Annotated in this window: 23 protein-coding genes; 10 read left to right on the forward strand and 13 right to left on the reverse strand. The window is 67.1% G+C overall.

From position 1 onward, the window contains the following. Positions 1 to 43 precede the first annotated feature (43 nt). A complete protein-coding gene (locus tag ACW18A_RS10415; protein ID WP_492021651.1) occupies positions 44 to 1,525 on the forward strand; it encodes a S41 family peptidase in 1,482 nt (493 codons plus the stop codon). On the opposite strand, the gene ACW18A_RS10420 is transcribed toward ACW18A_RS10415, so the two are convergent. Then, positions 1,473 to 1,904, reverse strand: coding sequence for a LytTR family DNA-binding domain-containing protein (locus ACW18A_RS10420; protein ID WP_492021652.1), 432 nt, complete (start codon positions 1,902 to 1,904; stop codon positions 1,473 to 1,475). The genes ACW18A_RS10415 and ACW18A_RS10420 overlap by 53 nt on opposite strands. On the opposite strand from ACW18A_RS10420, the gene ACW18A_RS10425 reads away from it, so the two are divergent. Further along, the gene (locus ACW18A_RS10425) at positions 1,864 to 3,432 is read left to right on the forward strand and encodes an AbgT family transporter (RefSeq protein WP_492021653.1); all 1,569 of its coding nucleotides are present in this window, start codon (positions 1,864 to 1,866) and stop codon (positions 3,430 to 3,432) included. The genes ACW18A_RS10420 and ACW18A_RS10425 overlap by 41 nt on opposite strands. Here the strand turns inward: ACW18A_RS10425 and ACW18A_RS10430 are convergent. Next, positions 3,378 to 4,418: a ligase-associated DNA damage response exonuclease gene (locus ACW18A_RS10430; protein ID WP_492021654.1), complete on the reverse strand. Its 1,041-nt coding sequence runs from the start codon at positions 4,416 to 4,418 to the stop codon at positions 3,378 to 3,380. The genes ACW18A_RS10425 and ACW18A_RS10430 overlap by 55 nt on opposite strands. A gap of 62 nt (positions 4,419 to 4,480) precedes the next feature. On the opposite strand from ACW18A_RS10430, the gene ACW18A_RS10435 reads away from it, so the two are divergent. The 5 genes from ACW18A_RS10435 (at position 4,481) to ACW18A_RS10455 (ending at position 7,123) form a co-directional block, all read left to right on the forward strand. Next, complete coding sequence (locus tag ACW18A_RS10435; RefSeq protein WP_492021655.1) at positions 4,481 to 4,954, forward strand: PaaI family thioesterase; 474 nt, start codon at positions 4,481 to 4,483, stop codon at positions 4,952 to 4,954. Beyond that, entirely contained in the window at positions 4,951 to 5,349 is a 399-nt protein-coding gene (locus ACW18A_RS10440; RefSeq protein ID WP_492021656.1) for a PaaI family thioesterase, read from the forward strand. The genes ACW18A_RS10435 and ACW18A_RS10440 overlap by 4 nt, the downstream gene beginning before the upstream one ends. Positions 5,350 to 5,541: 192 nt before the next feature. After that, the gene (locus ACW18A_RS10445) at positions 5,542 to 5,919 is read left to right on the forward strand and encodes a hypothetical protein (RefSeq protein WP_492021657.1); all 378 of its coding nucleotides are present in this window, start codon (positions 5,542 to 5,544) and stop codon (positions 5,917 to 5,919) included. An 88-nt stretch (positions 5,920 to 6,007) separates the two neighbouring features. Further along, positions 6,008 to 6,439 carry a hypothetical protein gene (locus ACW18A_RS10450; RefSeq protein ID WP_492021658.1) on the forward strand — a complete coding sequence of 144 codons (432 nt, stop codon included), beginning with the start codon at positions 6,008 to 6,010 and terminating at the stop codon, positions 6,437 to 6,439. Positions 6,440 to 6,487: 48 nt separating this feature from the next. Further along, positions 6,488 to 7,123, forward strand: a complete 636-nt coding sequence (locus tag ACW18A_RS10455; RefSeq protein ID WP_492021659.1) for a S24 family peptidase — start codon at positions 6,488 to 6,490, stop codon at positions 7,121 to 7,123. A 116-nt stretch (positions 7,124 to 7,239) separates the two neighbouring features. Here the strand turns inward: ACW18A_RS10455 and ACW18A_RS10460 are convergent, their stop codons facing one another. The 6 genes from ACW18A_RS10460 to ACW18A_RS10485 form a co-directional block, all read right to left on the reverse strand. Next, a complete protein-coding gene (locus ACW18A_RS10460) occupies positions 7,240 to 7,716 on the reverse strand; it encodes an SH3 domain-containing protein (RefSeq protein ID WP_492021660.1) in 477 nt (158 codons plus the stop codon). A gap of 121 nt (positions 7,717 to 7,837) precedes the next feature. Beyond that, the gene (locus ACW18A_RS10465) at positions 7,838 to 9,508 is read right to left on the reverse strand and encodes a lysine--tRNA ligase (protein WP_492021661.1); all 1,671 of its coding nucleotides are present in this window, start codon (positions 9,506 to 9,508) and stop codon (positions 7,838 to 7,840) included. Positions 9,509 to 9,551: 43 nt separating this feature from the next. After that, positions 9,552 to 9,992: a hypothetical protein gene (locus ACW18A_RS10470; RefSeq protein WP_492021662.1), complete on the reverse strand. Its 441-nt coding sequence runs from the start codon at positions 9,990 to 9,992 to the stop codon at positions 9,552 to 9,554. A gap of 38 nt (positions 9,993 to 10,030) precedes the next feature. Next, the gene (locus tag ACW18A_RS10475) at positions 10,031 to 11,146 is read right to left on the reverse strand and encodes an amidoligase family protein (protein ID WP_492021663.1); all 1,116 of its coding nucleotides are present in this window, start codon (positions 11,144 to 11,146) and stop codon (positions 10,031 to 10,033) included. 186 nt (positions 11,147 to 11,332) lie between these two features. Continuing rightward, positions 11,333 to 11,767, reverse strand: coding sequence for a hypothetical protein (locus ACW18A_RS10480; protein WP_492021664.1), 435 nt, complete (start codon positions 11,765 to 11,767; stop codon positions 11,333 to 11,335). A 168-nt stretch (positions 11,768 to 11,935) separates the two neighbouring features. Beyond that, positions 11,936 to 13,477: a carboxylesterase/lipase family protein gene (locus ACW18A_RS10485; RefSeq protein ID WP_492021665.1), complete on the reverse strand. Its 1,542-nt coding sequence runs from the start codon at positions 13,475 to 13,477 to the stop codon at positions 11,936 to 11,938. Between the two features lie 122 nt (positions 13,478 to 13,599). Between ACW18A_RS10485 and queA the strand changes: the two genes are divergently transcribed. The 3 genes from queA (at position 13,600) to ACW18A_RS10500 (ending at position 18,267) form a co-directional block, all read left to right on the forward strand. Further along, positions 13,600 to 14,709, forward strand: a complete 1,110-nt coding sequence (queA, locus tag ACW18A_RS10490) for a tRNA preQ1(34) S-adenosylmethionine ribosyltransferase-isomerase QueA (RefSeq protein WP_492021666.1) — start codon at positions 13,600 to 13,602, stop codon at positions 14,707 to 14,709. Positions 14,710 to 14,783: 74 nt separating this feature from the next. Beyond that, positions 14,784 to 16,751, forward strand: a complete 1,968-nt coding sequence (locus tag ACW18A_RS10495; protein WP_492021667.1) for a M61 family metallopeptidase — start codon at positions 14,784 to 14,786, stop codon at positions 16,749 to 16,751. 79 nt (positions 16,752 to 16,830) lie between these two features. Next, on the forward strand, positions 16,831 to 18,267 hold the full coding sequence (locus ACW18A_RS10500; RefSeq protein ID WP_492021668.1) for an alpha/beta hydrolase: 1,437 nt from the start codon (positions 16,831 to 16,833) through the stop codon (positions 18,265 to 18,267). Between the two features lie 355 nt (positions 18,268 to 18,622). On the opposite strand, the gene ACW18A_RS10505 is transcribed toward ACW18A_RS10500, so the two are convergent. The 5 genes from ACW18A_RS10505 to rplK form a co-directional block, all read right to left on the reverse strand. Then, on the reverse strand, positions 18,623 to 19,681 hold the full coding sequence (locus ACW18A_RS10505; protein WP_492021669.1) for a hypothetical protein: 1,059 nt from the start codon (positions 19,679 to 19,681) through the stop codon (positions 18,623 to 18,625). Positions 19,682 to 19,791: 110 nt separating this feature from the next. Continuing rightward, entirely contained in the window at positions 19,792 to 20,175 is a 384-nt protein-coding gene (gene rplL / locus ACW18A_RS10510; protein ID WP_492021670.1) for a 50S ribosomal protein L7/L12, read from the reverse strand. A gap of 63 nt (positions 20,176 to 20,238) precedes the next feature. Then, the gene (rplJ, locus tag ACW18A_RS10515; protein ID WP_492021671.1) at positions 20,239 to 20,754 is read right to left on the reverse strand and encodes a 50S ribosomal protein L10; all 516 of its coding nucleotides are present in this window, start codon (positions 20,752 to 20,754) and stop codon (positions 20,239 to 20,241) included. Between the two features lie 504 nt (positions 20,755 to 21,258). Further along, positions 21,259 to 21,948 carry a 50S ribosomal protein L1 gene (gene rplA, locus ACW18A_RS10520; RefSeq protein WP_492021672.1) on the reverse strand — a complete coding sequence of 230 codons (690 nt, stop codon included), beginning with the start codon at positions 21,946 to 21,948 and terminating at the stop codon, positions 21,259 to 21,261. A 2-nt stretch (positions 21,949 to 21,950) separates the two neighbouring features. Next, positions 21,951 to 22,382 (reverse strand): 50S ribosomal protein L11, encoded by a 432-nt coding sequence (gene rplK / locus ACW18A_RS10525; RefSeq protein WP_298163331.1) that lies wholly within the window; start codon positions 22,380 to 22,382, stop codon positions 21,951 to 21,953. Positions 22,383 to 22,426 lie beyond the last annotated feature (44 nt).

Below are 22,426 nucleotides of genomic sequence, written 5' to 3' on the forward strand. Positions count from 1 at the left end.
TCATCGCCTGCAACCTTCGTGAGACGGCTTGGGGGGGGGAGATATGCGCGGATACGTCAAGGCGGCTGTTGCCTTCGGGGTTCTGGCGGCCGGCCTGTTCCCCGCTCTCGCGCACGCTCGCCAGGATCTCTCCGCCGATACGGTTCGAGGCGAACTCATCGCGCTCTACGACAAGCTGGAGAGCGCCCATTTCGATCTCTTCGCCCACCGGGACGCACAGGACTACCGCGCGTTTCGCGATGCGCAGCTGGCTTCGGTCACGGACCCGATGTCGCCCCAGCAGGCGGCGATCCGTTTTCAGGAACTGGCCGCCTACGGACGGGTCGGACATGCGCATGTCGATGCGCCGATGCAGGGGTTCGTCGCCCTCCTGCGGAGCGGCGGGAGATTCCTTCCGATCTTCGTCCGCGTCGACGGCGATCGGGTCGTTCTCACCGAGACGGCGGACAGCGAAGGACGATTCACCGCCGGAGACGAAGTTCTTCGCCTGAATGAGGAGGGCATCGCCGCGTGGCTTGATCGCCTCGGCCGCTATGTCTCCGCCGAGCGGCCCTATATGACTCATGCCCTGATGGAGCAGAGCTTCCCGGCCCTCCTGCAGTTCGCGCTCGGAGACATTGAACGCATATCCCTCGCGGTCCGGAAGCCGTCCGGCGAGGTCGTCTCCGGCGATATTCGCGCCATCACCCTGGCGGATCGCGCGGCGATCCGGCGCGACCACCCCACGCGCAGAGTTCAGACCGATTTCTCCCGGCGGGCGTTTGAACTGATGCCCGAGCGCATCGGATATCTGCGGCCCGGCCCGTTCGCCGAGCCGCCGGAGGGACAGAACACTGATCCGAACTACGACAGCACCGCCTTCCAGGCCTTCGTCGATCACTCGTTCGAGCGGTTGATCGCCGCCGGCGTGACGGACCTGATTCTCGACCTGCGCAACAACCCGGGCGGCGACAACAGCTTCAGCGATCCCCTGGTCGCCTGGTTCGCCGACCGGCCCTTCAGGTTCGCATCTAGCTTCACGCTCAAGGCCAGCGCCGAGAGCAAGGACTGGTACGAGGCGCGTCCGGGTGAGGCCGGGGCGGATGACACGCTTCAGTCTCTCGCGGCCGCCGAAGCGGCTCAACCCAACGGAACCCGCTATCCCTACGACCTGCCCCTGAACCAGCCTCGATCCGGCATGCGTTTTGGCGGCTCCGTGCATGTCCTGGTCAACCGGCACAGTTATTCGAACGCCGCCTCGGTCGCGGCGCTGATCCAGGATTACGGGTTCGGCGACATCCTCGGAGAGGAAACCGCAGACGTCCCGACGACCTACGCCTCGGTGCTATCGTTCCGACTGCCGGCCACAGGAACCCTCGTCACCTATCCCAAGAGCCGCATCGTTCGACCGAGCGGAGACGAAACCCTTCAAGGGGTGATCCCTGACATCCCCCTGACGCGCGAGCCGGTCGATGAAACGGAGGATGTCGTCCTCAGGGATGCGGTCTCGGCCATCGTGGCGCGGCGGGCGGTCCAACCGGGTTGAGCCGACCAGACCCCCGCCCCTGGAACCAGCCGGCCTCCTTGAACACCGGCCCATGGGTCCGGCTGACCGGCGCCGTGAGGCCGCCGATGAGGCGGATTTCGCCCGCGCCGCGCCGCCAGCGCACGTCCTGCACCGCATCGGCCGCCACCCACCCTGACCGGTGAACCCTGACCTCATGGTCGCGGCGCTCTGGCTGCCGCACGGGCCGAGGCCGGGGCCGACCCGAAGCCCTCGCGCATGGGCCCCGGCGCTCGCCCGCGATTTTGTCGCAGCCCCGCTGCATTGCCTCGCCCCCCTCCCTTCCGGCTATTCGAGCGCGAACAAGGGGAGCAACACCGATGAGCACAGGCTCTGGATTTCTGGGCGTGGTCGAGCGCATCGGCAATCGTCTGCCCGATCCGGTGTTCCTGTTCCTCTGGCTGATCGGCGGACTGGTGCTGCTCAGCCTGGTCGGTTCGGGTCTGGGCTGGTCCGCCGTCAACCCGGTCACCGGCGAGACGCTGGTGGCGCAGAGCCTGCTTTCTCGCGAGAACCTCGAGAAGCTGATCATCGGCATGCCGCGCACCCTGGCGGACTTTCCGCCGCTCGCGATCGTGGTGACCATCATCTACGGGGCGGCCGTCGCCGAGCGGACCGGGCTGTTCGATTCCGCCATTCGAGGCGCGCTGCTCAATGCGCCCAGGGCCGTGCTGACGCCCGTCGTCGTGGTGGTCGGCATGATGTCTCACCACGCATCGGACGCCGCCTATGTCGTGGTCATTCCTCTGGCCGCCGTGATCTTCGCCGCGGCCGGACGGCACCCGCTGGCCGGCCTCGCAGCCGGATTCGCCGCCGTGTCCGGAGGCTATGCCGGCAACCTGTTTCCGGGATCCCAGGACGCCCTGATCCTTGGCATCACCGAGCCGGCGGCCCGGCTCATCGACCCGACCTATTCCGTGAACATCGCGGGCAACTGGTTCTTTATCGTCGGCGTCGTTCTGGTTTTCACGCCGATCGTCTGGTTCCTGACCGACCGGGTGATCGAGCCGCGCCTGGGTCGCTGGACGCCGTCCGACGCCGCACGGCCGCCTTCCACCCCCGAAGAACAGGCACTGACGCCCGCGCAGAAGAAGGGGCTGGTGTGGGCCGGTCTAGCGATCCTCGCCATGCTGGCCCTCTGGACCGCCCTGACCCTGATGCCGGGCTCGCCCTTTGTCGATCCCGAGGCCGAGCCGGGGCAGGAGTTCAATCCCCTCTATCGGTCGCTGATCGCCTTCTTCGCCGTCACCTTCTTCGTCGCCGGCGGTGCCTTTGGCGCGGGCGCCGGCACGGTGAAATCCCACCGGGACATGGTCCGGATGATGGGCGAAGGCGTCGCCCAGCTGGCCCCCTATATCGTGCTCGCCTTCTTCGCAGCCCACTTCGTGGCCATGATCAACTGGTCCGGTCTAGGCCCGATTCTGGCCGTCAACGCAGCGGCGGAGCTTCAGCGGATCGCCCTGCCGGCCCCGGTGCTGCTGATCGCCGTCGTCCTGGTCTCGTGCGTGTTCGACCTGTTCATCGGCTCGGCCTCGGCCAAATGGTCCGCCCTGGCTCCGATCGTGGTGCCTATGTTCATGCTCCTCGGCATCAGTCCGGAGATGACGACCGCCGCCTATCGGATGGGGGACTCGGTCACCAACATCGCTACTCCACTGATGAGCTATTTCCCCCTGATCCTGACCTTCGCCCAGCGGTGGGACCCGCGCTTTGGCCTGGGATCGCTGCTGGCGACCATGTTGCCCTATGCGGGGTCCTTCCTCGTCGCGGGCCTGCTGATGGTGGCGGCCTGGGTCGTGCTGGACCTGCCGCTAGGGCCGGGGGTGGGCGTCCACTACGAACTGCCCTCGGCCGCCGCGCCGGTCGCCTCGTCGTCGTCCTCGTCATAGCCCACCAGACGGAGCGCCCGCGCCTTGATCCCGTTGATCTCGGCCCAGCGCAGCAGTCCCTCCTCTCGCCCGTGGGTGATCCAGAGCTCCTCGGGCCTGATCTCCTCGAAGGTCGCGATCAGCTCCGGCCAGTCGGCGTGGTCGGAGATGACCAGCGGCAGTTCCACGCCCCGCTGCCGCGCCCGCGCCTTGACCAGCATCCAGCCCGAGGCGAAGGCGGTCACCGGATCGGCGAACCGGCGCGACCAGCGGTCCTGGATCGCCGACGGCGGCGCGATGGCCACTTCCCCGCCCAGGGTGCCGGCCTTGAGGCCCGTCGCCGGCAGGATCGGGCCCAGATCAACGCCCTCGCTCTCGTACAGACGGTTCAGACGCTCCAGCGCCCCGTGGACATAGATGGGCCGCTCCCAGCCCGCCTCCCGCAGCAGCCGGATCACGCGCTGAGCCTTGCCCAATGCATAGGCCCCGACCAGATGTGCCCGCTCCGGGAACTGGCCCAGCGACTGGACCAGCCGGGCGATCTCCTCGGCGTCCGGCGGATGGGTGAAGACCGGCAGGCCGAACGTCGCCTCCGAGATGAAGACATGGCAGGGCACGGGCTCGAACGGGACACAGGTCGGATCACGCCGGCGCTTGTAATCGCCCGACACCACCATGGTCAGGCCCTGCCAGGTCACCACCGCCTGGGCCGAACCCAGGACATGTCCCGCCGGGACCAGCTTCACCTCAACGCCGCTGTGTGAAGCCGTCTCGCCATAGGCCGCCGCCTGACGCCGTCCCGTGAAATCCTCGCCATAGCGTTCGGCCATGATCGCGAGGGTCTGGTCCGTGGCCAGCACGGCGCCGTGCCCGGCCCGGGCGTGGTCGGCGTGGCCGTGGGTCACCACCGCCCGGTCAACAGGGCGCACCGGGTCGATGTAGAAGTCCCCCGGCGGGCAATAGAGGCCGGCCGGCGTGGGCCTCAGCAGGTCTTCGGGTCGGATCATGGGTCAGATATGGGCCTGCGTCGGGCCTTGCGAATAGGTGCCCGCCCGATAAGGACGGTCTCATGAGCGATATGTTCCTGACCACCCTGATGCCGCAACTGGCCTCCGGCGCCGCCCACACCCATGCGCTGGGCTTCGTCTATGAGGGGGTGAACGGCGATCGGGTCCGGCTGCGGACGCCGTGGCGGCCCGATCTGGTCGGCGATCCGGAGACGGACGTCTTCGCCGGTGGCCTTGTCACCGCCATGCTGGACCATGTCGGCGGCCTCGCGGTCTGGACCAGGCTCGGGCGCTACGAGCCCATCGCCACCCTGGACCTGCGCATCGACTACATGCGGCCGGCCCGGCCCCGCGTGGACCTGCTTTCGGAGGCCCGCTGCTATCGCGCCACCCGCACCATCGGCTTCGTCCGCGCCTGGGCGTTCGAGGACGATCCCGCCGACCCTGTCGCGGCGGCCCAGGCCACCTACGTCATCTCCTCCGACGGAGGCCGAAAGCCCGGAGCCAATCTCAAGTCGCGCGGAGAGGGCGCATGACCGTCCTTCTCGACACCATCCCCTACGCCCGCTTCCTCGGCCTGCGCACGGAAATGGACGGCGACATCCTGACCGTCGTGATGCCGTTCGCCGACCACCTCGTCGGCAATCCGATGCTGCCCGCACTTCACGGAGGCTCGACGGCGGCGATGCTGGAGCTGACCGCCGTCGCCCAGGTCGCCCACACATGGCCGCGGCTGCGCCTTCCCAGGCCGATCACGGTGACCACGGCCTACCTCCGCTCGGGAAAGCCGATGGACGTCTACGCCCGCGCCCGAATCTCCCGTGCCGGCCGCCGCGTGGCCCACGTCCTGGCCGAAGCCTGGCAGGAAGACCCCGCCCAGCCGATCGCCAGCCTGACCGCCCACTTCTCGATGGACGAGCACAACTCCTAGACCTTCCCCTGTGGCGGCTGGCGGTGGTCGTTGAACCGGCTTCTGTCCGGCCGGACAGGCCCGAGGCTCGCCATCGACCGGCCGCGACGCGAGTTCGACTCGTTCTCGTAAATGGTTAAAGAATCCCTACCAGTCTCCCTCTTGACGTGTTAACCATGTCTTTACCACTGTAACTTTCTGGAAGGGACTAACATGGACCGGACTGAAGTCGTCGCCAGCCTGGCTGGAGACCTGTATGCCACCGAGTGCGCGGTCGATGCCGCGATCACCTCGGCCACCACCCTCGTTCAATCGATGATCGGTGCCCGGACCCTGCTCAAGGCCTCCCCGATCGCGGGCGCTGTGTCGCAAGCCAAGGCCATCGAGGCGATCGCCGCCCTGTCGGCTGCCCGCGACGCCGTCGTCGCCTGCCACGCCGAACTGGCCAAGGATCACCGTCGCATGGGCTATGGCGTCTACAACGTCGGCCCGATGGACAAGCCCGACAACGGCGACTGGGGCGACGGCCCGCCGCCGCCGCCGCAGGTCGAACAGCAGCTGCGCACCATCCGGCCCGTCCGCGTCGCATGAATTCGGATTAATGCCGAAAACTCCGGTTTTCGCCTAACCAGACTCGCAGCATGGTCGCCCTCGCGTCCTTCGACGCGGGGGCGATTTCATGCTGGACACCCTGTATTCGCAGATCGGCCTGCTGCCGATGGTGCTGGTCGGAATCTTCGCCTTCACCAAGGGCGACGAGCCCGAGCGCTTGGCCATGGGTGCCTATCTGCTGGGCTGGATGGCCAGCCTGCTGCTCCAGGATGACCGGGGTTTGCTCGCCAACTGGCAGCCGGGCATGTTCGCCTTGGACGTCGTCATGCTGCTCGTTTTGGGCGGGCTGGCTTGGAAATTCCACCGCAACTGGCCGATCTGGGCGGCATCGTTGCAACTCATCATCGTGATGAGTCACCTGGTGACCCTGTTCGACATACGCCCGGGGCTTATGTCCTTCTACACCATCGTGAATCTCGCCGGTTATGGCATTCTGCTTGCCATCGGTCTGGGCACCTTCTGGGCCTGGCAGGAGCGTCGTGCGGCGGGACTGGAATAGGCCATTATTCCTAGCTAAGGTCTCCTCCGAATCATTCCGGCGGATCCCATGTCCCTTACCCATGCCAAAGTCTGGGCCGCGCTCGACGCCATCGCGGGGCGCGAGGGTGTTTCCGTCTCGGGCCTGGCCCGGCGCGCCGGACTCGACGCCACCTCCTTCAACGTATCCAAACGGTTCGGCCCCGGTGAGGCCCGTCGTCCCCGCTGGCCTTCGACCGAGAGCCTGACCCGCGTGCTGGAAATCGCCGGCCTGTCTCTGGCGGAGTTCGCGACCCTGGCCGAGGACGGCGACCGGCGCGCCCCGACCATTCCCCTCATCGGCCTGGCCCAGGCGGGGGCCGACGGCTTCTTCGACGACGCGGGCCTGCCGACCGGCGAAGGCTGGGACCAGACGGACCTGCCCTTGGCCCGCCCGGGTCTGTTCAGCCTCGAGATCTCCGGCGATTCCATGGCCCCCCTCTATCGTCAGGGCGATCGCGTCCTGGTCGATCGGGATCGCACCGATGTGCGCAAGGGCGATCGCGTCGTGGTTCGCACCACGACCGGCGAGACCATGGCCAAGGAGATCGCCTCCCTGACAGCCCGGTCGGTCACCCTGAACTCGATCAACCCGGCCTATGAACCACGCGTCATCCCGCGAAAAGACGTCGACTGGATCGCCCGCATTCTCTGGGTCAGCCAGTAGGCTCCGTATCCTTCGTCATCCTCCGGCGAGCCTGGCGACACCGGAGGATGGCGAACGAAAGAAAGGGCCGCCCCTTTCGGAGCGGCCCTGACTTCATCCCGCGCTGTCAGCCTTGTTCAGTAGGGCCGCACATAGTTCGCATTGACCCAGCCGCCGCCGGCGATCTGGACCCACTCACCCTGAGAGCCAATGGCCGTGAACGGCTGGCCCGCCGACAGGCTGCCGGCCTGGCGATAGCTGGTTCCCGGGCCCGAGCGGATGCGCAGGTTGGACGAGGCTCGATACTGGGCCCCCGACGAGCTGGCCTGGGCGTTGGCGCGGGCACGTTGCTGGTTGCAGCCGATGTAGGAACCGGCTGCGGCCCCGGCCCCGGCCCCGGCGACGGCGCCGAGCGCGCGCTCGTTGCTGGAGATCCGGCTGCCGGCCAGAGCCCCGAGGACGCCGCCGATCACCGCGCCGGCCTGCTGGCGTCCGCCCGGGGCGTCACAGCTGGTGATGCCGTTCGATTGGGCCTGAGCGGCCATGGGGGCCGCAGTGATCAGAGCGGCCAGGGCTGCCGCCGTGGCCAGGGTGGTGTTCAATGTCTTCGACATGGCTCTCTCCGTTTCATCGAGGTTGGTCGATGCCGTGAGAATGCCCGAGCCCACATGAAGGCTCCCGGAGCTTCACCGTTATTTCCGGTTCATCCAATCCTCCCCCACCGGGGGAGGATTTTTACGCCGCCAGTTCCCCGTTCGCCCCGGCCTCGATCAACTGGATCGTCTGCGGCAGGCCGTAGATCGCCGCGAACGAGCCGAAACGCGGCCCCTGGGACGCGCCAAGCAGCACCTCATACAGCGCGCCGAACCACCCGCGCAGCGGCTCGAACGCATGCTCTTTGCCGACCGTATAGACTTCCCCCTGGATCAGCTCGCCGTCGGTCGTGTCCGCCGGAAGCGCCTTAAGCCGCCCCGCCAGATCCAGCAGCGCCGCCTTCTCCTTGTCGTCGGGCAGGCGATACGACTTCGTCGGCTTCACGAAGTCCTCGTAGTAGTTCAGCGCCCGGTCCATCAGCCCGTCAAGCACCGGCTCGTTCTCGGGCGTGGCGTCGGGCAGATACCTGGCGAAATAGGCCCACAGCTGCGCCTTCGACGAGGCATTGGCCACGCCGACCAGGTTCAGCAGAAGCGCGAACGACACCGGCGAGGCGACCTTCGGCGGCGCCCCCGCGTGGATCGACCAGACGGCGTTGTCGATCTGTTTGGCCGGTTCCTGCGTCCCGAAGGCGTCGATGGCCCCCAGATAGTCGTCGATGGCGCGCGGAATGACGTTGAAATGCAAGCTCTTGGCCGACTTCGGCGACTGGAACATGTACCAGCTCAGGCTCTCGGGCGTGCCGTAGCGCAGCCACTGTTCCATCGTCAGGCCGTTGCCCTTTGACTTGGAGATCTTCCTGCCCTCAACGTCGAGGAAGAGCTCGTAGTTGAACCCCTCCGGCGGAACGCCGCCCAGCGCCCGACAGACCTTGGACGACTCGCGCACGCTCTCGATCAGGTCCTTGCCCGACATCTCGTAATCGACGTCCAGCGCAGTCCAGCGCATGGCCCAGTCGGGCTTCCACTGCAGCTTCACATGGCCGCCGGTGACCGGCAGCTCGGTACGACCGCCCGCCGGATCATCGAAGACGATGGTCCCCTTCTCGAGGTTCCGTTCCAGCGTCGGCACCTGCAGCACATGGCCGGTGACCGGGCTGACCGGCAGGAAGGGCGAATAGGTCTCGCGCCGCTCCGGGCCCAGGGTCGGCAGCATGATCACCTGCACCGCGTCGAACCGCTCCAGCAGGCGCAGCAACACCTCGTCGAACCGTCCGGACCTGTAGATCTCGGTCGAGCTCATGAACTCGTAGTCGAAGCCGAAACCGTCGAGGAAGGCCCGCAGACGCGCATTGTTATGCGCCCCGAAACTGTCATGCGTCCCGAACGGGTCACGCACCCGCGTCAGCGACAGATTCAGGTCCTCGCGCAGCATCTCCGGGTTCGGCACGCCCTCCGGAACCTTCCGGAGTCCGTCCATATCGTCCGAAAACGCGATCAGTCGCGTCTGCCAGTGGTCGCCCGTCAGGGCGCGAAACGCATTGCGCACCATCGTCGTGCGCGCCACCTCGCCGAAGGTCCCCATGTGAGGCAGACCCGAGGGGCCATAGCCCGTCTCCAGAACCACGGGCCGTTGCAGGGCCTCGAACGTCGCCACCGCCTCGTCGGCCTTGCCGGCGTCGATCAGCAGTTTCGCCGCATCCCGCTCGCTGTCGGACAGGCGCTTCTTCAGGACGTGGTCCAGCAGGGCGCGGGCCTGTTCGAAGGGCCAGGATTTGGCTTCGCGAGCCAGGGTTTCGAGGTTCTGCAGCATGGGCGCGGGTTTGGCCGCTCACGCCCCCATCGTCAACGTCAGCCTAGTACCCCAGGCCGTTGCGGACCTGTTGCTCGCGCCCGTTGGTGAACAGTTCGGCAGCTTTCAGCTTGGCCCCATAGGGGTCCGAGTAGCCCCAGGTTTCCGCCAGCACTTCGGCGTCCGAATAGGACAGGCCCGTGTCTTCCCATTCACAGGCGTTGCCGTAGCCACGGCTCTCGCGCAGCACGACCGGCACGTTTGTGCCGATTCCATTGAGGATCTTCTGGCCGATGATGACCTTGCCGCCATCGGCGTCCTGGCCATAGAGCGCGCCCACCAGTTTGGCGTCGCAGTAGTTGTAGCCCGACGAGAAGAAGGCGTTGTACTCGCGCTGCTGCGGCATGGCCTGGGCCGGCTGGCCAAACATCACGATGGCGATGGCGCTGGACATCAGAAGGGCGGCGGACAGTTTGCGCGCGCGCCCGGTGATCGTCGTGGTCATGGTCACTCCCCGAGAGAACAGCCTCCACTATACGGCGTTCACATTTCGGCGATAGCGTTCGTTTCCTGACGAAGCCTGCCCAGCCAATGCGTTCTGGCGGCCTCGTCCACCGGCGACCGGATCAGAAGTTCGACTAGGCTCCCCGGCACCGCCTCGCCCGGCTCCCGATCCCGGCACCAGCCCAGAACACCTTCGAACAGGGCTGCGGCGACCATCAAGGGCTCGACCTCCAGCAGGGCCGGCATCACCCGCACCTCGACCGTGTGCTTGTCCGCCCGTCCGGTCAGCAGGTTGGCCAGGTTCAGGTCGCAATATTTGCTTAGCCCCACCCCGCCCAGCGCCCCCTTCGCCTCAGCCCAGTCCATCGCCTGGAATGCCTCGCTCCCCGTCAGCCCGGCCAGTCCCGCCGGCCAGTCGCCCAGCCGCACGCAACGTGGATTGACCCCGACCAACCGCTTCAGCGCCGCGCCATGCCTCGTCCACACCTCGACCAGTCCCGCGATCGCCCGCGCCGAACACAGCGCGCTTCCATCGAAATGCACATGGGTCGCGCCCTCGACCGGGACGGTGAAGCCGAGCGTCCGCGCGTCGCCCAACAGCCGCTCCAGCACGGCCGCATGATCCGTCTCGATCGGCGCGGTCACGATCTCGCAGGGCCTTTCCCGCTCTCCGGGCAGGGGCGCATCGATCGCCACCGAACGCCCGTTCGCATCCACCACCCGCACCATCCCGGCCTCATGGCGCTGCGCCTCCGTCCCGAACAGGGTCGCCAGCGGCTCCAGCGTCCGGTCGTCCGCCGCATCCGGATCGCAGTGCCGTTCGACCAGCCGCAGCAACCGCCCGTCGTCGGCCACGATCCGCCGCCAGCCCGACCGCGGCGCCCGCTCGCGATCCAGATCACGCTGCAGGGTCAGGTCGTCAACGAAAGAAGCGACCCAGCCGCCCTCCCCGTCCCGCACGCGAAATCCGGGCGTCAGGTTCTCGAACACCGGCCGCCCTTCGACGGCGCTCGGCTCGGACTGTGGATGGAAGAAGCGCTCGACCGTGCCGCCGATCCTTGTGGCCACGGCCTGCGCCAGATCGCGCCGCGACAGACCGGGCGGCGCCATCAGCTCGATCTCGAAGCCGGTCTTCCAGTCCAGTGTGACGGCCAAGGCGTGATCCCCAAATCGGACGCCAGCCTAGAGCAGGATTCACGGCATCAGAGGAATCGCTTCGCGATTCCTCTGATGCCGTGAATCCTGCTCCAGATATGAGCGAGAGCCTGATTCACGCTTTCGACAGAAGCGCGAAGCGCTTCCGTCTCAAACGATCAGGCTCTAACAGCAAGCGACCGACTGTCAGCCCTCGGCTTCGGCCTCGGCGGCGTCCGGCCGCGCCACGCCCGGAATGGCGACGCAGCGCTGCTGCGTGCCGCCGCCCGGCGCGGCCTCCACACGCGGCGCGATGGAGCTGACGGTGGTCCCGTCCGGCCCATAGGTGCCCAGGAACTGACACCCGGTCTGCAGGTCGGTCAGCACATAGACGCCCGGCTGATCGGTCGCCGTCTTCGAGAAGGTCGCCCCGACGGCCGCCAGCAGGGCACCGCCTGGATTGTCGATCGCTTGCTGAACCTGGGCCGTGCGCGTGTTGACGGTCTCCAGCGTCGCCTCGGCCTGGGCGGCGGTGTCCTGGATGTCCTGCAGGGCGGAGGCGCCGTCCTCGCAGGCGGCAACGGTCAGGGCGAGGGCGGAGGCGGTAACAAGGGTCAGGATGTTCATCGGTGGAGTATGCACGTGTCGCCGCCCCGGGTCGCCCGGACACAAGGTCGCCCCTTCTTTGTGGAGGCGAGGCAGCCTTGACCCCGCTGCTTCTCGGTGACCATTCGCGTCGACCCTGAAGACCGTCGATTTCGGCTTCGACCTGACAGCCGACCCCATCGCGCCGGGGCACGTCGCCAAGCCTCAGGGGAGCGGCTGCCGGATGGACGAATACACCGCATCGAAGCCGTCTAGCGCAGGCCCGTTGGGCAATTCACCGGCCTCGATCACATCCCCCAGCTTCAGCACACGCTCGTCGCCTGGGGCAAACGCCGGCCATTCAGGACGGCCTCCGCCGTTCGGATCGCCATCGGCCGCGAACGCAACCCAGTAGTCCGCCATCGCGTCGGCCAGCGCGCGATCCGTGTCCGTCCAGGGCCAGGACTGTTGGTCGAGGTGATCGAACATGTACCAGAGCTCGGCGAAATGCCCGGCGCCCCAGTGTTGCTGGACGGACCCTTCGGGATAGGGCGGGCGACGGCCGAAATAGTAGGCGTGAACCGGACTGCGCCCATGGGCCGCCTGCAGTCTGGCCCATTCCCTGATGTCCCAGCCGAAACGGAGGTCGCGCTCGAAGTTCACGCGCGCCGTCCGCGCCTCATCGTCGGTCGTGAAGGGATAGGGTGCCAGCAGGGGCGGGGGCAGTTGCCCCCACCGGGCCTCCAGCATCGTCTGGAAATTGGCCGCCGTGACGCTCGACACGTCTGTCAGGGAGCGCGCCTCCTCTGCATTGAATCCCACCAGCAGGGGCACATCATTCTGACGGCCGGCGACGAAGACGTCATGGGGCGGTGCCGGCAACATACGCGGCTCAATGACGGGATGAACGATATCGCCGGACTCCGGGCCGAGGAACCGCTCGGCCGGCAGTGCGCGCAGCTCTGCCGGCGTCGCGACGCCAAGCGAGGCCGTATAGGCCGCGCCCTCCTCCTCCGCCTTGGCCAGCAGATATTTCGGCGCCAGTTCGATGGGCTCGAACAGGCCGCCGCTCTGGCCGATGGCGCGCTGGAAAAGACCCCGCGCCCGGGGGGAGGCCATCAATATGCTGACCGAAGTCGCGCCGGCGGACTGTCCCGCCACCGTCACCCGCCCGGGATCGCCGCCGAAGGCCGCGATGTTGTCCCGCACCCATTCCAGCGCAGCGACCTGATCCATGAGGCCATAGTTGCCGGACCCGCCCGCCTCGGCCGTCAGGCCCGGATGCGCCAGAAAACCAAGGGCACCCAGTCGGTAGGCCACCGTCACCACGACCACGCCCCGTTGCGCCAGCCCACCGCCGTCGTACAGTGGGATGGATGTCGAGCCATTGGTCAGCCCGCCGCCCGGAATCCACACGATGACCGGCAGTGAGCCTGTCTGCGAACCCGCCGGCGTCCAGACGTTGAGATAGAGGCAGTCCTCGCTGGTCGGGGACGGCGGTTCGTCCGGCATGGAGACGCCTGTCTGCAGGCAAGCCGGGGCGAAGGCGCTCGCGTCCTGGATGTCGGTCCAGGCGGGCACCGGCTGCGGATCCCTGAAGCGCAGGTCTCCGACCGGCGGCCGGGCGAACGGAAGGCCACGATATACGTTCACGCCGTAGGCTGGCACGCCGCTGACCCGTCCCGCCTTTGTGGAAATGACCGGAGCCTGTTGCGCCGCCCCCAGCGTGATGAGCGCGAATGCGGCGAAGGCGAGTGAGCGGATCATTGATTACTGTCCAGCTTGGGTGTTGACGCACTAGCGACGCTCCGAAGCCGGTCGCCAAGTTACAACGGCGCAAGGTTGTTCGCCTTGACCCCGCCGCAACCTCGTGGCCATTCGCGCCGAACATGAAAACCGCCGATTTCGATTTCGACCTGCCCGAGGACCGCATCGCCCTGCGGCCCGCCGAACCGCGCGACTCCGCCCGCCTGCTGGTGGTCAGGGACGAGGCCCTCGCCGACCACATCATCTCCGACCTGCCCGACTTCCTGCGCCCCGGCGACGCCCTGGTGTTCAACGACACCCGCGTCATCCCCGCCCGCCTGTCCGGCGTCCGCGAGCGCCCCAACCCTGTGACCGGAGGCCCCGAGGGAGACATCCTGACCGTCGAGGTCGAGGCCACCCTGCACCACCGCGACGCCCCCGACGCCTGGTCCGCCTTCATGAAGCCCGGCAAAAGGATCAAGCTCGGCGACCGGATCCATTTTGGTGCCCTGTCGCACACACTGCCTGAAGGCGACTCCCGGACCCTGAGCGCCACTGTCACCGCCAAGCACGATGACGGCCTGATCGTCCTGCAGTTCGACCTGTCCGGACCCGCGCTGGATGACGCCATTCGCGACGTCGGGGTCATGCCCCTCCCGCCCTATATCGCCTCCAAACGTCCCGAGGACGACCGCGACCGTTCGGACTACCAGACCGTCTTCGCCGCGCATGACGGCTCCGTCGCCGCCCCCACGGCGGGCCTGCACTTCACCCCCGCCCTGCTCGACGCCATTCGCGCGAGGGGCGTCACGACCCACGCCGTGACCCTGCACGTCGGTGCCGGCACCTTCCTGCCGGTCAAGGCCGACGACACCGCCGACCACAGGATGCATTCCGAGTGGGGCACGGTCCCGGCCGAGACCGCCGCCGCCCTCAACGCTGTCCGCGCCGGCGGCGGCCGCATCGTCTGTGTCGGCACCACCTCTCTGCGCCTGCTGGAATCCGCCGCGACGCCCGACGGCGTGATCCAGCCCTTCCACGGCGACACGGCCATCTTCATCACCCCCGGCTACCGCTTCCGCGCTGCCGACGTCCTGATGACCAATTTCCACCTGCCGAAGTCGACCCTGTTCATGCTGGTCTCGGCCTTCGCCGGCCTCGAGACGATGAAGGCCGCCTACGCCCACGCCGTGACTGATGGATACCGGTTCTATTCCTACGGCGACGGCTCTCTGTTGCACCGGGAAGCATAAGGACGCGGCACTCTTGACCTGAGATCGCACCCGGCGTCCTCTGCGGCCCCCCGCCGTCAGTCCCGGACCAGCCCATGTCGCGTCTCGCCGCCTCCGCCTGCCTCGCCGCCCTTCTGATCGCGAGCGCCTCGCCGGGAGCGGCCCAGATCAGCCCGCGCGGCCCGACCACGCCCGACATCGGCGGCTTCCCCGACAGCCCCCTGATCCCGGCCCCGACGCAGGAGACCTATCCCGGCGTCATCAAATACGAGGTCGATGCCACCGACCTCGACCACCGGGTCATCTCGGTGCGCCAGACCATCCCCGTCGTCAGCCGCAGCCTGACCCTGCTCTATCCGAAATACCTGCCCGGCAACCACGCCGACTCCGGTCCGATCCAGCTGTTCGCCGGCCTGACCCTCACCGCGAACGGCCAGCGCGTCGAATGGCGCCGCGACGCCGTCGACCCCTACGCCTTCCACATCGATGTGCCCGAGGGCGCGACCGAGATCGTCGCCGAGTTCCAGTGGCTGACCCAGCCCGACAACGCCGTCTGGCGCGTGGTCATGACCCCGTCGATCGTCAACATGGAGTGGGAAAAGGCCCTGCTCTATCCGGCCGGCTATCGCTCGACCGGCATCACCTTCGCCCCCAGCATCAAACTGCCCGAGGGCTGGCAGTACGGCGTGGCGCTCGAGACCACCTCGTTCGAGAACGGCGTCGCCACCTTCGCCCCGACCGACCTCTACACCCTGGTCGACAGCCCGATGTTCGCGGGCGAGCACTATCGCCGCATCGACATCGACGCCGACGGTGAGGACGTCCATCTGAACATCGTCGCCGACACGGCCGCCAACCTGGCCCCCACCGACGAACAGATCGGCCTCTACACCGACCTGGTGACCCAGGCGGATCGCCTCTACGGTTCGCGCCATTTCGACAGATACGAGTTCCTGCTCGCCCTGACCGACCAGCTGGGCGGTATCGGCCTGGAGCACCACCGCAGCTCCGAGAACACCGCCGGCCCCAACTTCTTCACCAGCTGGGGCGCCTCGGCGGGCAACCGCGCCCTGCTCCCGCACGAATACACCCACTCCTGGAACGGCAAATTCATGCGGCCGGCCGACGAACTGACCGCCAACTACAACGTCCCGACCGAGAACAGCCTGCTGTGGGTCTATGAGGGCCAGACCGAATACTGGGGCGACGTCCTGTCGGCCCGCTCGGGCCTGCACACGAAGGAACAGGCCCTGATCGGTCTCGCCGACCGCGCGGCCTTCTATCAGAACCAGCCGGGCCGCGAATGGCGGAACCTGCAGGACACCAACAACCACAACCTGCTGGGCTATCGCGTCCCCGGCCAGTGGGCCTCGTGGATGCGCGGCACCGGCGACTACTATGATGAAGCCGCCCTGATCTGGCTGGACGCCGACACATTGATCCGCGAGCTCAGCCGCGACCGGAAGTCGCTCGACGACTTCGCCCGCACCTTCTTCTCGCCGGAAGGCACGGACGGATCGTGGACGCCGCAGGGCTATACTTTCGCCGACGTCGTCGCGGCCCTGAACGCGGTCCAGCCCCATGACTGGGCCACCTTCCTGCGCACCCGCCTCGACGCCGCCGGCCCCGAAGCCGTCGCGCCGCTGGAGGGTCTGGAGCGTGGCGGCTACCGCCTGATCTATGTCGAGGAGCCGGATGCCGACGAGAAGGCGATGAACGGCAACTGGGGCTCGGACTTCCGCTGGTCCCTCGGCTTCAGCCTGAGCGGCCCGACCCAGCGCATCTCCGCCATCCAGTGGGGCGGCCCGGCCTTCGAGGCCGGCATCGGCGTCGGCTGGGACCTGATCGCCGTCGGCGACCGCGTCGCCACGCCGGAAGTCCTGCGCGACGCCGTCACCGCCGCCAAATCCGGCGAGGCCCCCATCCGGCTGATCCTGAAGAACGGCCAGCGCATCCGCACCCTCGACCTCAGCTACACGGGCGGCCTGCGCTACCCGCGCCTGGAGCGGATCGAGGGCACGCGCGACCGCATCGGCGAGATCATGACAGCGCGGGGGCGGTAGGCTAAGCCTTGAACACCGGGACCCCGGCCGAAAGGCCGGGGCCGACACAACTGTACCCTGGATCCGTGAGAGAGAGTGGATGCGTACCTTGACCTTTGCTGCCGTCCGTCTGTGGCTGACGGGCGTTGTCGCCTTGATCCTCTTTTCGGCTCCGGCCGTGTCCGCCCAGCCATCGGACCCGCTGGGGCGCAGCGCGGCCGTCGCCCTGATCGCGCTCGCGCCGGACGATTTCGAGCGCGCGTGGAACGAGAGACGAACGGCCGCCGCGCCGACGGCAACAGACCCGCTGGAGCGGGCCGCCCTGACGGCGCGCTGGGCCCAAGGCTACCTCGACTACGAATTTTTCCGATGGCGCGACACCGGTCAGATCGCGCCGACGGACTGGCCGGCCCGGACCACGGCCATCGACGCGGTGGATCGCAATGACCCCGCCCTGCTCGCCCTGCCCGCCCACCGGGCCTTCATGGATGCGTGGATCCGTGCCGAGGTCCGCCGCCTGCTGCGCTCTGACCCGGGTCGCCGTGTCGGAAACGTCGTCTGGCTGAACACCGCCTTCGAGGTGGTCGAACAGAATGTCCCCAACCCTGCCGTTCGCGACGCCCTTCTCGCCGAGATGCTGGTGACCTTCCTCGACGAGAACGGGGCGAAAGGCGTCGAGCCGTTTCTCGCACGTTTTGACCGCATCGCCGCCTCCCGCGACGCGGTCGCCGCTGCCTGGCAGGCCTGGCAGCCCCAGCAGGCCGCCGAGACGGGCCACCCGGTCGAGACCTACAAGGTCGTCGGGCCCGTCGGTCTCGACGTTCACATCTTCCGGCCTGCGAACGCGCCTGCGGAGCGGGCACCGGCGATCCTGTGGTTCCATGGCGGCTCGGGCGACACCGGGGCCTGGAGCCACTGCCCGGCCTTCTGCCGACGGTTCGGAGAACTCGGGATTGTCGTGCTGCAGGTCGAGTACCGAACCTACCAACGCTTCGACTCGACGCCCCTGGACGCCCTGGCCGATGCCCGGTCGGCAGTGCGCTGGGCACGGGCGAACGCGCGACGGCTGGGCCTCGATCCCGATCGCATCGGCGTGGCCGGTTTCTCGACCGGAGCCACCTTGGCGGCCCAGACCCTCACCGTTGACGGTTTCGACGCCCCGACAGACGAGCTCGCGATTTCCGCCCGGCCTGATGCGGCCGTGCTGGTCTCCGGCTGTTACGAACCCGAAACGGATGCCTACTACCGGCGAGTGCTGGACGGTCAGGCGGATCTCGCTCGCCTCTCGCCCGCTGTCCTGGCGGAGGCCGCGCTGCGTCCGTCACTGGTGATTCACGGCACTGCGGACCGGGTCTGCGAGTTTCCGGCTGCTCAACGCTTCGTCAGCGCCGCGCCCGGCACCGCCCGGATCATTGCGCTGACGGACCAGCCGCACTTCTTCGTCTTCTCCGCCCCCTCGGCTCGCAGCGAGGCGCTCGATGCGACGACGGCCTTCCTGACCGAAGCCGGCTGGGCCAACCCGCCTGCGCCGCAGTAAAAAAGGGCCGGGGTTTCCCCCGGCCCTTTCCAGAATGACCCGTGAGGGGTCTTCTTACTTGATCTGCACCTTGGCGCCGGCTTCCGTCAGCGTCCTGCCGGCGCGGGGGCGATAGGGCTCATTTCTCAATACCGCTCATCCCCGCTTTCGCGGGGATGAGCGGACAGATGACGCGTTAGTCGCACTCCATCGTCATTGAGTCTGACCCCTAACCCGCCACCACCGGTCTCCGCAGCCGGTTCAACAGCGCGCGCTCGGTCGCAGTCGGGTCCATGCCGGCGGCCGCCTAATAGCTGTTCGCCAAGTCACGATCCCGACCCAGCGCGGCCTGCCACCCTTCCCGTGGCTTGCCGTTCTATGAAACGATCGGTATCGCGATCATCCTGTATTGGACGAATGAATCCGATCCCCAGCAGCAGGCTGCCTCTACGAAAATCACGTCGGCGTTCGGCTCAGATATCTGCAACCCGGCCCATGGTCGAAGAGGTGGAATGGCCGCCAGGGTGACGACGCCGGATCGCGATCGGGCGAAGCGGTCTTGCCCCACTGCGATCCAACCATCCTGTGTCGCGATCAGACTGTCGAACGGCCAGGTTTGTCCGGCGCGGAACACGATGGAGTTCGGAACGATGGGCAGCGGGTCCGCGAAAACGGATGTCACGATCTCCCCGCAAACCCTCGCCACCTCGCCTGACCGGCCGCTCAGGTGCGCGAGGCTAGCGCCGACCAGAACGCAGTCTGTGCGCTCGGGATCGGGAACAACTCCAACCACGGGAACACAATCGAGGTTCAAGAGGCCCGCGCAGATCTCCCCGTTGGCCGTCCCCACGATGGAGACGGTTCCCGTCGAGACGTCGACGCGCCGCAAGCCGCCGCCCCATTCGCCCTTGTTGTATCCGACGAACAGGGCGTCTCCCGTCAGTGGCGACACATGGCCATACTGGTCCAGAGAAGCGGCTGTTCGACGGCGAAGCCAACGTTCACCAGCAGGAAGCAGCACCTTGGTGGTCGTCAGCACGCCCGGCCCTGACGTGGTCGCGAACAGGGCGATGGGGCTGCCCTCGAAATAGATGCGCCGCTCGACGGGATCAGCCTGCCGAAGGTCCCTGACGACGCTCTCGTTGTCGGTGAGTGCGATCAGAGCCCACAAGTGCCGACCGTCCGCCAGCATATCGACAACGTTGCTTGCGACTACCGTCCGCTCACCACTCCGCCTGTCGATGCGCACGATGTTCCTGGATGCTCCACGCAACCAGAGAAGCTCGCTCGTTGCGCTGCCTTCGATGATAGCAAGACCAAGGTCCGGATCGGTCCGGTCGCGGACAGGGCGGCGGTCGTCGTCCGTCCGGACCTGCGCGGCGGAGGCTCCCGCGAACGTGGCGACAAGAAGAAGAGTGAACAGGATGAAGCGCATCGAGCGAGCATGACACAACCGGGAGGCGATTTCTACCTCAGGCGATCGCCCAAACGAAAAGGGCCGGGGTTCCCCCCGGCCCTTTCCAGAATGACCCGTGAGGGCTCTTCTTACTTGATCTGCACCTTGGCGCCGGCTTCCGTCAGCTTCTTGGCGACTTCGTCGGCGACTTGCTTGGAGACGTTCTCGACGACGGCCAGCGGGGCGCCTTCGACCAGGTCCTTGGCTTCCTTCAGGCCCAGGTCCGAACGCACGCCACGGACTTCCTTGATGACGTTGATCTTCTTGTCGCCACCGTCCAGCAGCATGACGGTGAACTCGGTCTGCTCTTCGACGGCTTCAGCCGGAGCAGCGGCAGCGCCACCGGCGGCGGCCATGGCAACCGGAGCGGCGGCGGAGACGCCCCACTTTTCTTCCAGCAGCTTGGACAGTTCGGCGGCTTCGAGGACGGTCAGCTTGGACAGGTCTTCGACGATCTTGGACAGGTCGGTCATGGTCAGATTTTCCTTCGGAGGATGGGGTTCAGTAGAGGTTTGCAGAGATGGAAGAGGGTTCGCTTACGCGGCGTCCTTCGTGGCGTACGCGTTGAACACGCGAGCCAGTTGGGCGGCCGGAGCCTGAACGACGCCGGCGATACGGGTCGCAGGCGTGTTGAGCAGGCCCAGGAACGAGGCGCGGATCTGATCCAGCGACGGCAGTTTGGAGAGAATCTCCACGCCCTTCGCGTCCAGAACCTTGTCACCCATGAAGCCGCCCAGAACGACGAACTTGTCGTTGCCCTTGGCGTATTCGGCGGTGACCTTGGCGGCGGTCACGGCGTCGGGTGCGAAGGCGATGCCCACCGGACCCTTGAACAGGGCGTGGTGTTCGGAACCTTCAGCGGCGTCGAGAGCCTTCAGCGCCAGGCGGTTCTTGACCACCTTGAACGCTCCGCCGGCGGTGCGCAGACGGCCCCGCAGGTCTTCCATTTCCGCAACGGTCAGACCCAGGTTGTGGGTCACGACCACGGCGCCGGCGTCGCTGAAAACGCCCTTCAGCGTTTCGATCGACTCGGCCTTTTGTGCGCGGTCCATTGCGGTCTCCAGTCTTGAGGTTCGACGCCGGGCTTATTCCCGACGGCGAGAGGCCAAAGCCCAATGCGTCGCCGCATTGCGTTCAGGCCGGTAGCGATGTCCGAAAGGATGCTCTGACGGGGTTCCGTCCCGGAAACCGGGCCGACCGTTCGTCATCTGCGTCGCTATCTCCCCACGGCGTCAGAGGGCTCTCTGACATTTATGGCCCGGGTGACCCCCAGACCCCGAAGTTCTCGGACAGGACCGTCGGGACCAGGGTCTCGACGGGAAGTGGCGCTCTATACAGGAGGGGGCGCGGAAATCAACCGGGCTTGCGGCATTGGCCGTATCGGCGCTCGCGATTGCGGTTTCCGCGGTTCACCTCGCCGGATATTTGCCGTTCGGCTTTCGGCCACCCGCACTGCAATGACTGCAGCGGCAAACGAAAACGGCCCCGGAGATCGCTCTCCGGGGCCGTCAGTCTTGTTGGGCTATCGCACCGAGCGCGACTTGAGCCCGGCAGCCTTAGGCCGTCAGCGAGGCCGGATCGATCTTCACGCCCGGGCCCATGGTCGAGGACAGGGTGATGCGCTTGACGTAGGTGCCCTTGGCGCCGGCCGGCTTGGCGCGTTGCAGCGCGTCCACATAGGCCTTCACGTTGGCTTCGAGGGCTTCCTGGGTGAAGGAGGCCTTGCCGATGCCGCCGTGGGCGATACCGGCCTTCTCGACGCGGAACTCGACGGCACCGCCCTTGGCGTCCTTGACGGCCTGGCCGATGTTCGGGGTCACGGTGCCGACCTTGGGGTTCGGCATCATGCCGCGCGGGCCCAGCACCTTACCCAGACGACCGACCAGGGCCATCATGTCCGGAGACGCGATGACGCGGTCGAAGTCCATGAAGCCGCCGTTGATCTTCTCGTACAGATCCTCGGCGCCGACGTGCTCGGCTCCAGCAGCGCGGGCCTCATCGGCCTTCGCGTCCTTGGCAAACACGGCCACGCGAACGTCGCGGCCCGTGCCCGACGGCAGGTTGACGACGCCACGGACCTGCTGGTCGGCGTGACGGGGATCGACGCCCAGGTTGACGGCGATCTCGATCGACTCGTCGAACTTGGCGGTCGCGTGTTCCTTGACGGTCTTGATGGCGTCCGAGAACGTCACCAGGGCTTCACGGTCGACGGTGCGCGCCTGGATGCGCTTGGATGGCTTGCTCATGTTCAGCGCTCCACGATGTTGAGGCCGATGGCCTTGGCGGAACCTTCGATGATGCGCGCGGCGGCATCCAGATCGTTGGCGTTGAGGTCCTTCATCTTCTTCTCGGCGATCTCACGCAGCTGGGTGCGGGTGATCGAACCGACCGTCTCGCGGCCGGTCAGCTTGGAGCCCGAGGTGATGCCCACGGCCTGTTTGATGTAGTGGGTGGCCGGCGGGGTCTTGGTGACGAAGGTGAACGACTTGTCCTGATAGACCGTGATCACGGTCGGCAGGGGGGTGCCTTTGACTTCCTTCTCGGTGCGCGCGTTGAACTCCTTGACGAAGCCCATGATGTTCACGCCGCGTTGACCCAGTGCGGGCCCGATCGGGGGGGAAGGCGTGGCCGAACCGGCCGGCACCTGCAGCTTGATATAGCCCAGAATCTTCTTGGCCATTGGTCTCTCCTGTGAATGACCCCGAAGCTAATCGGGGCCGGTGA

Source organism: Brevundimonas sp. AVps5, from assembly GCF_058681515.1.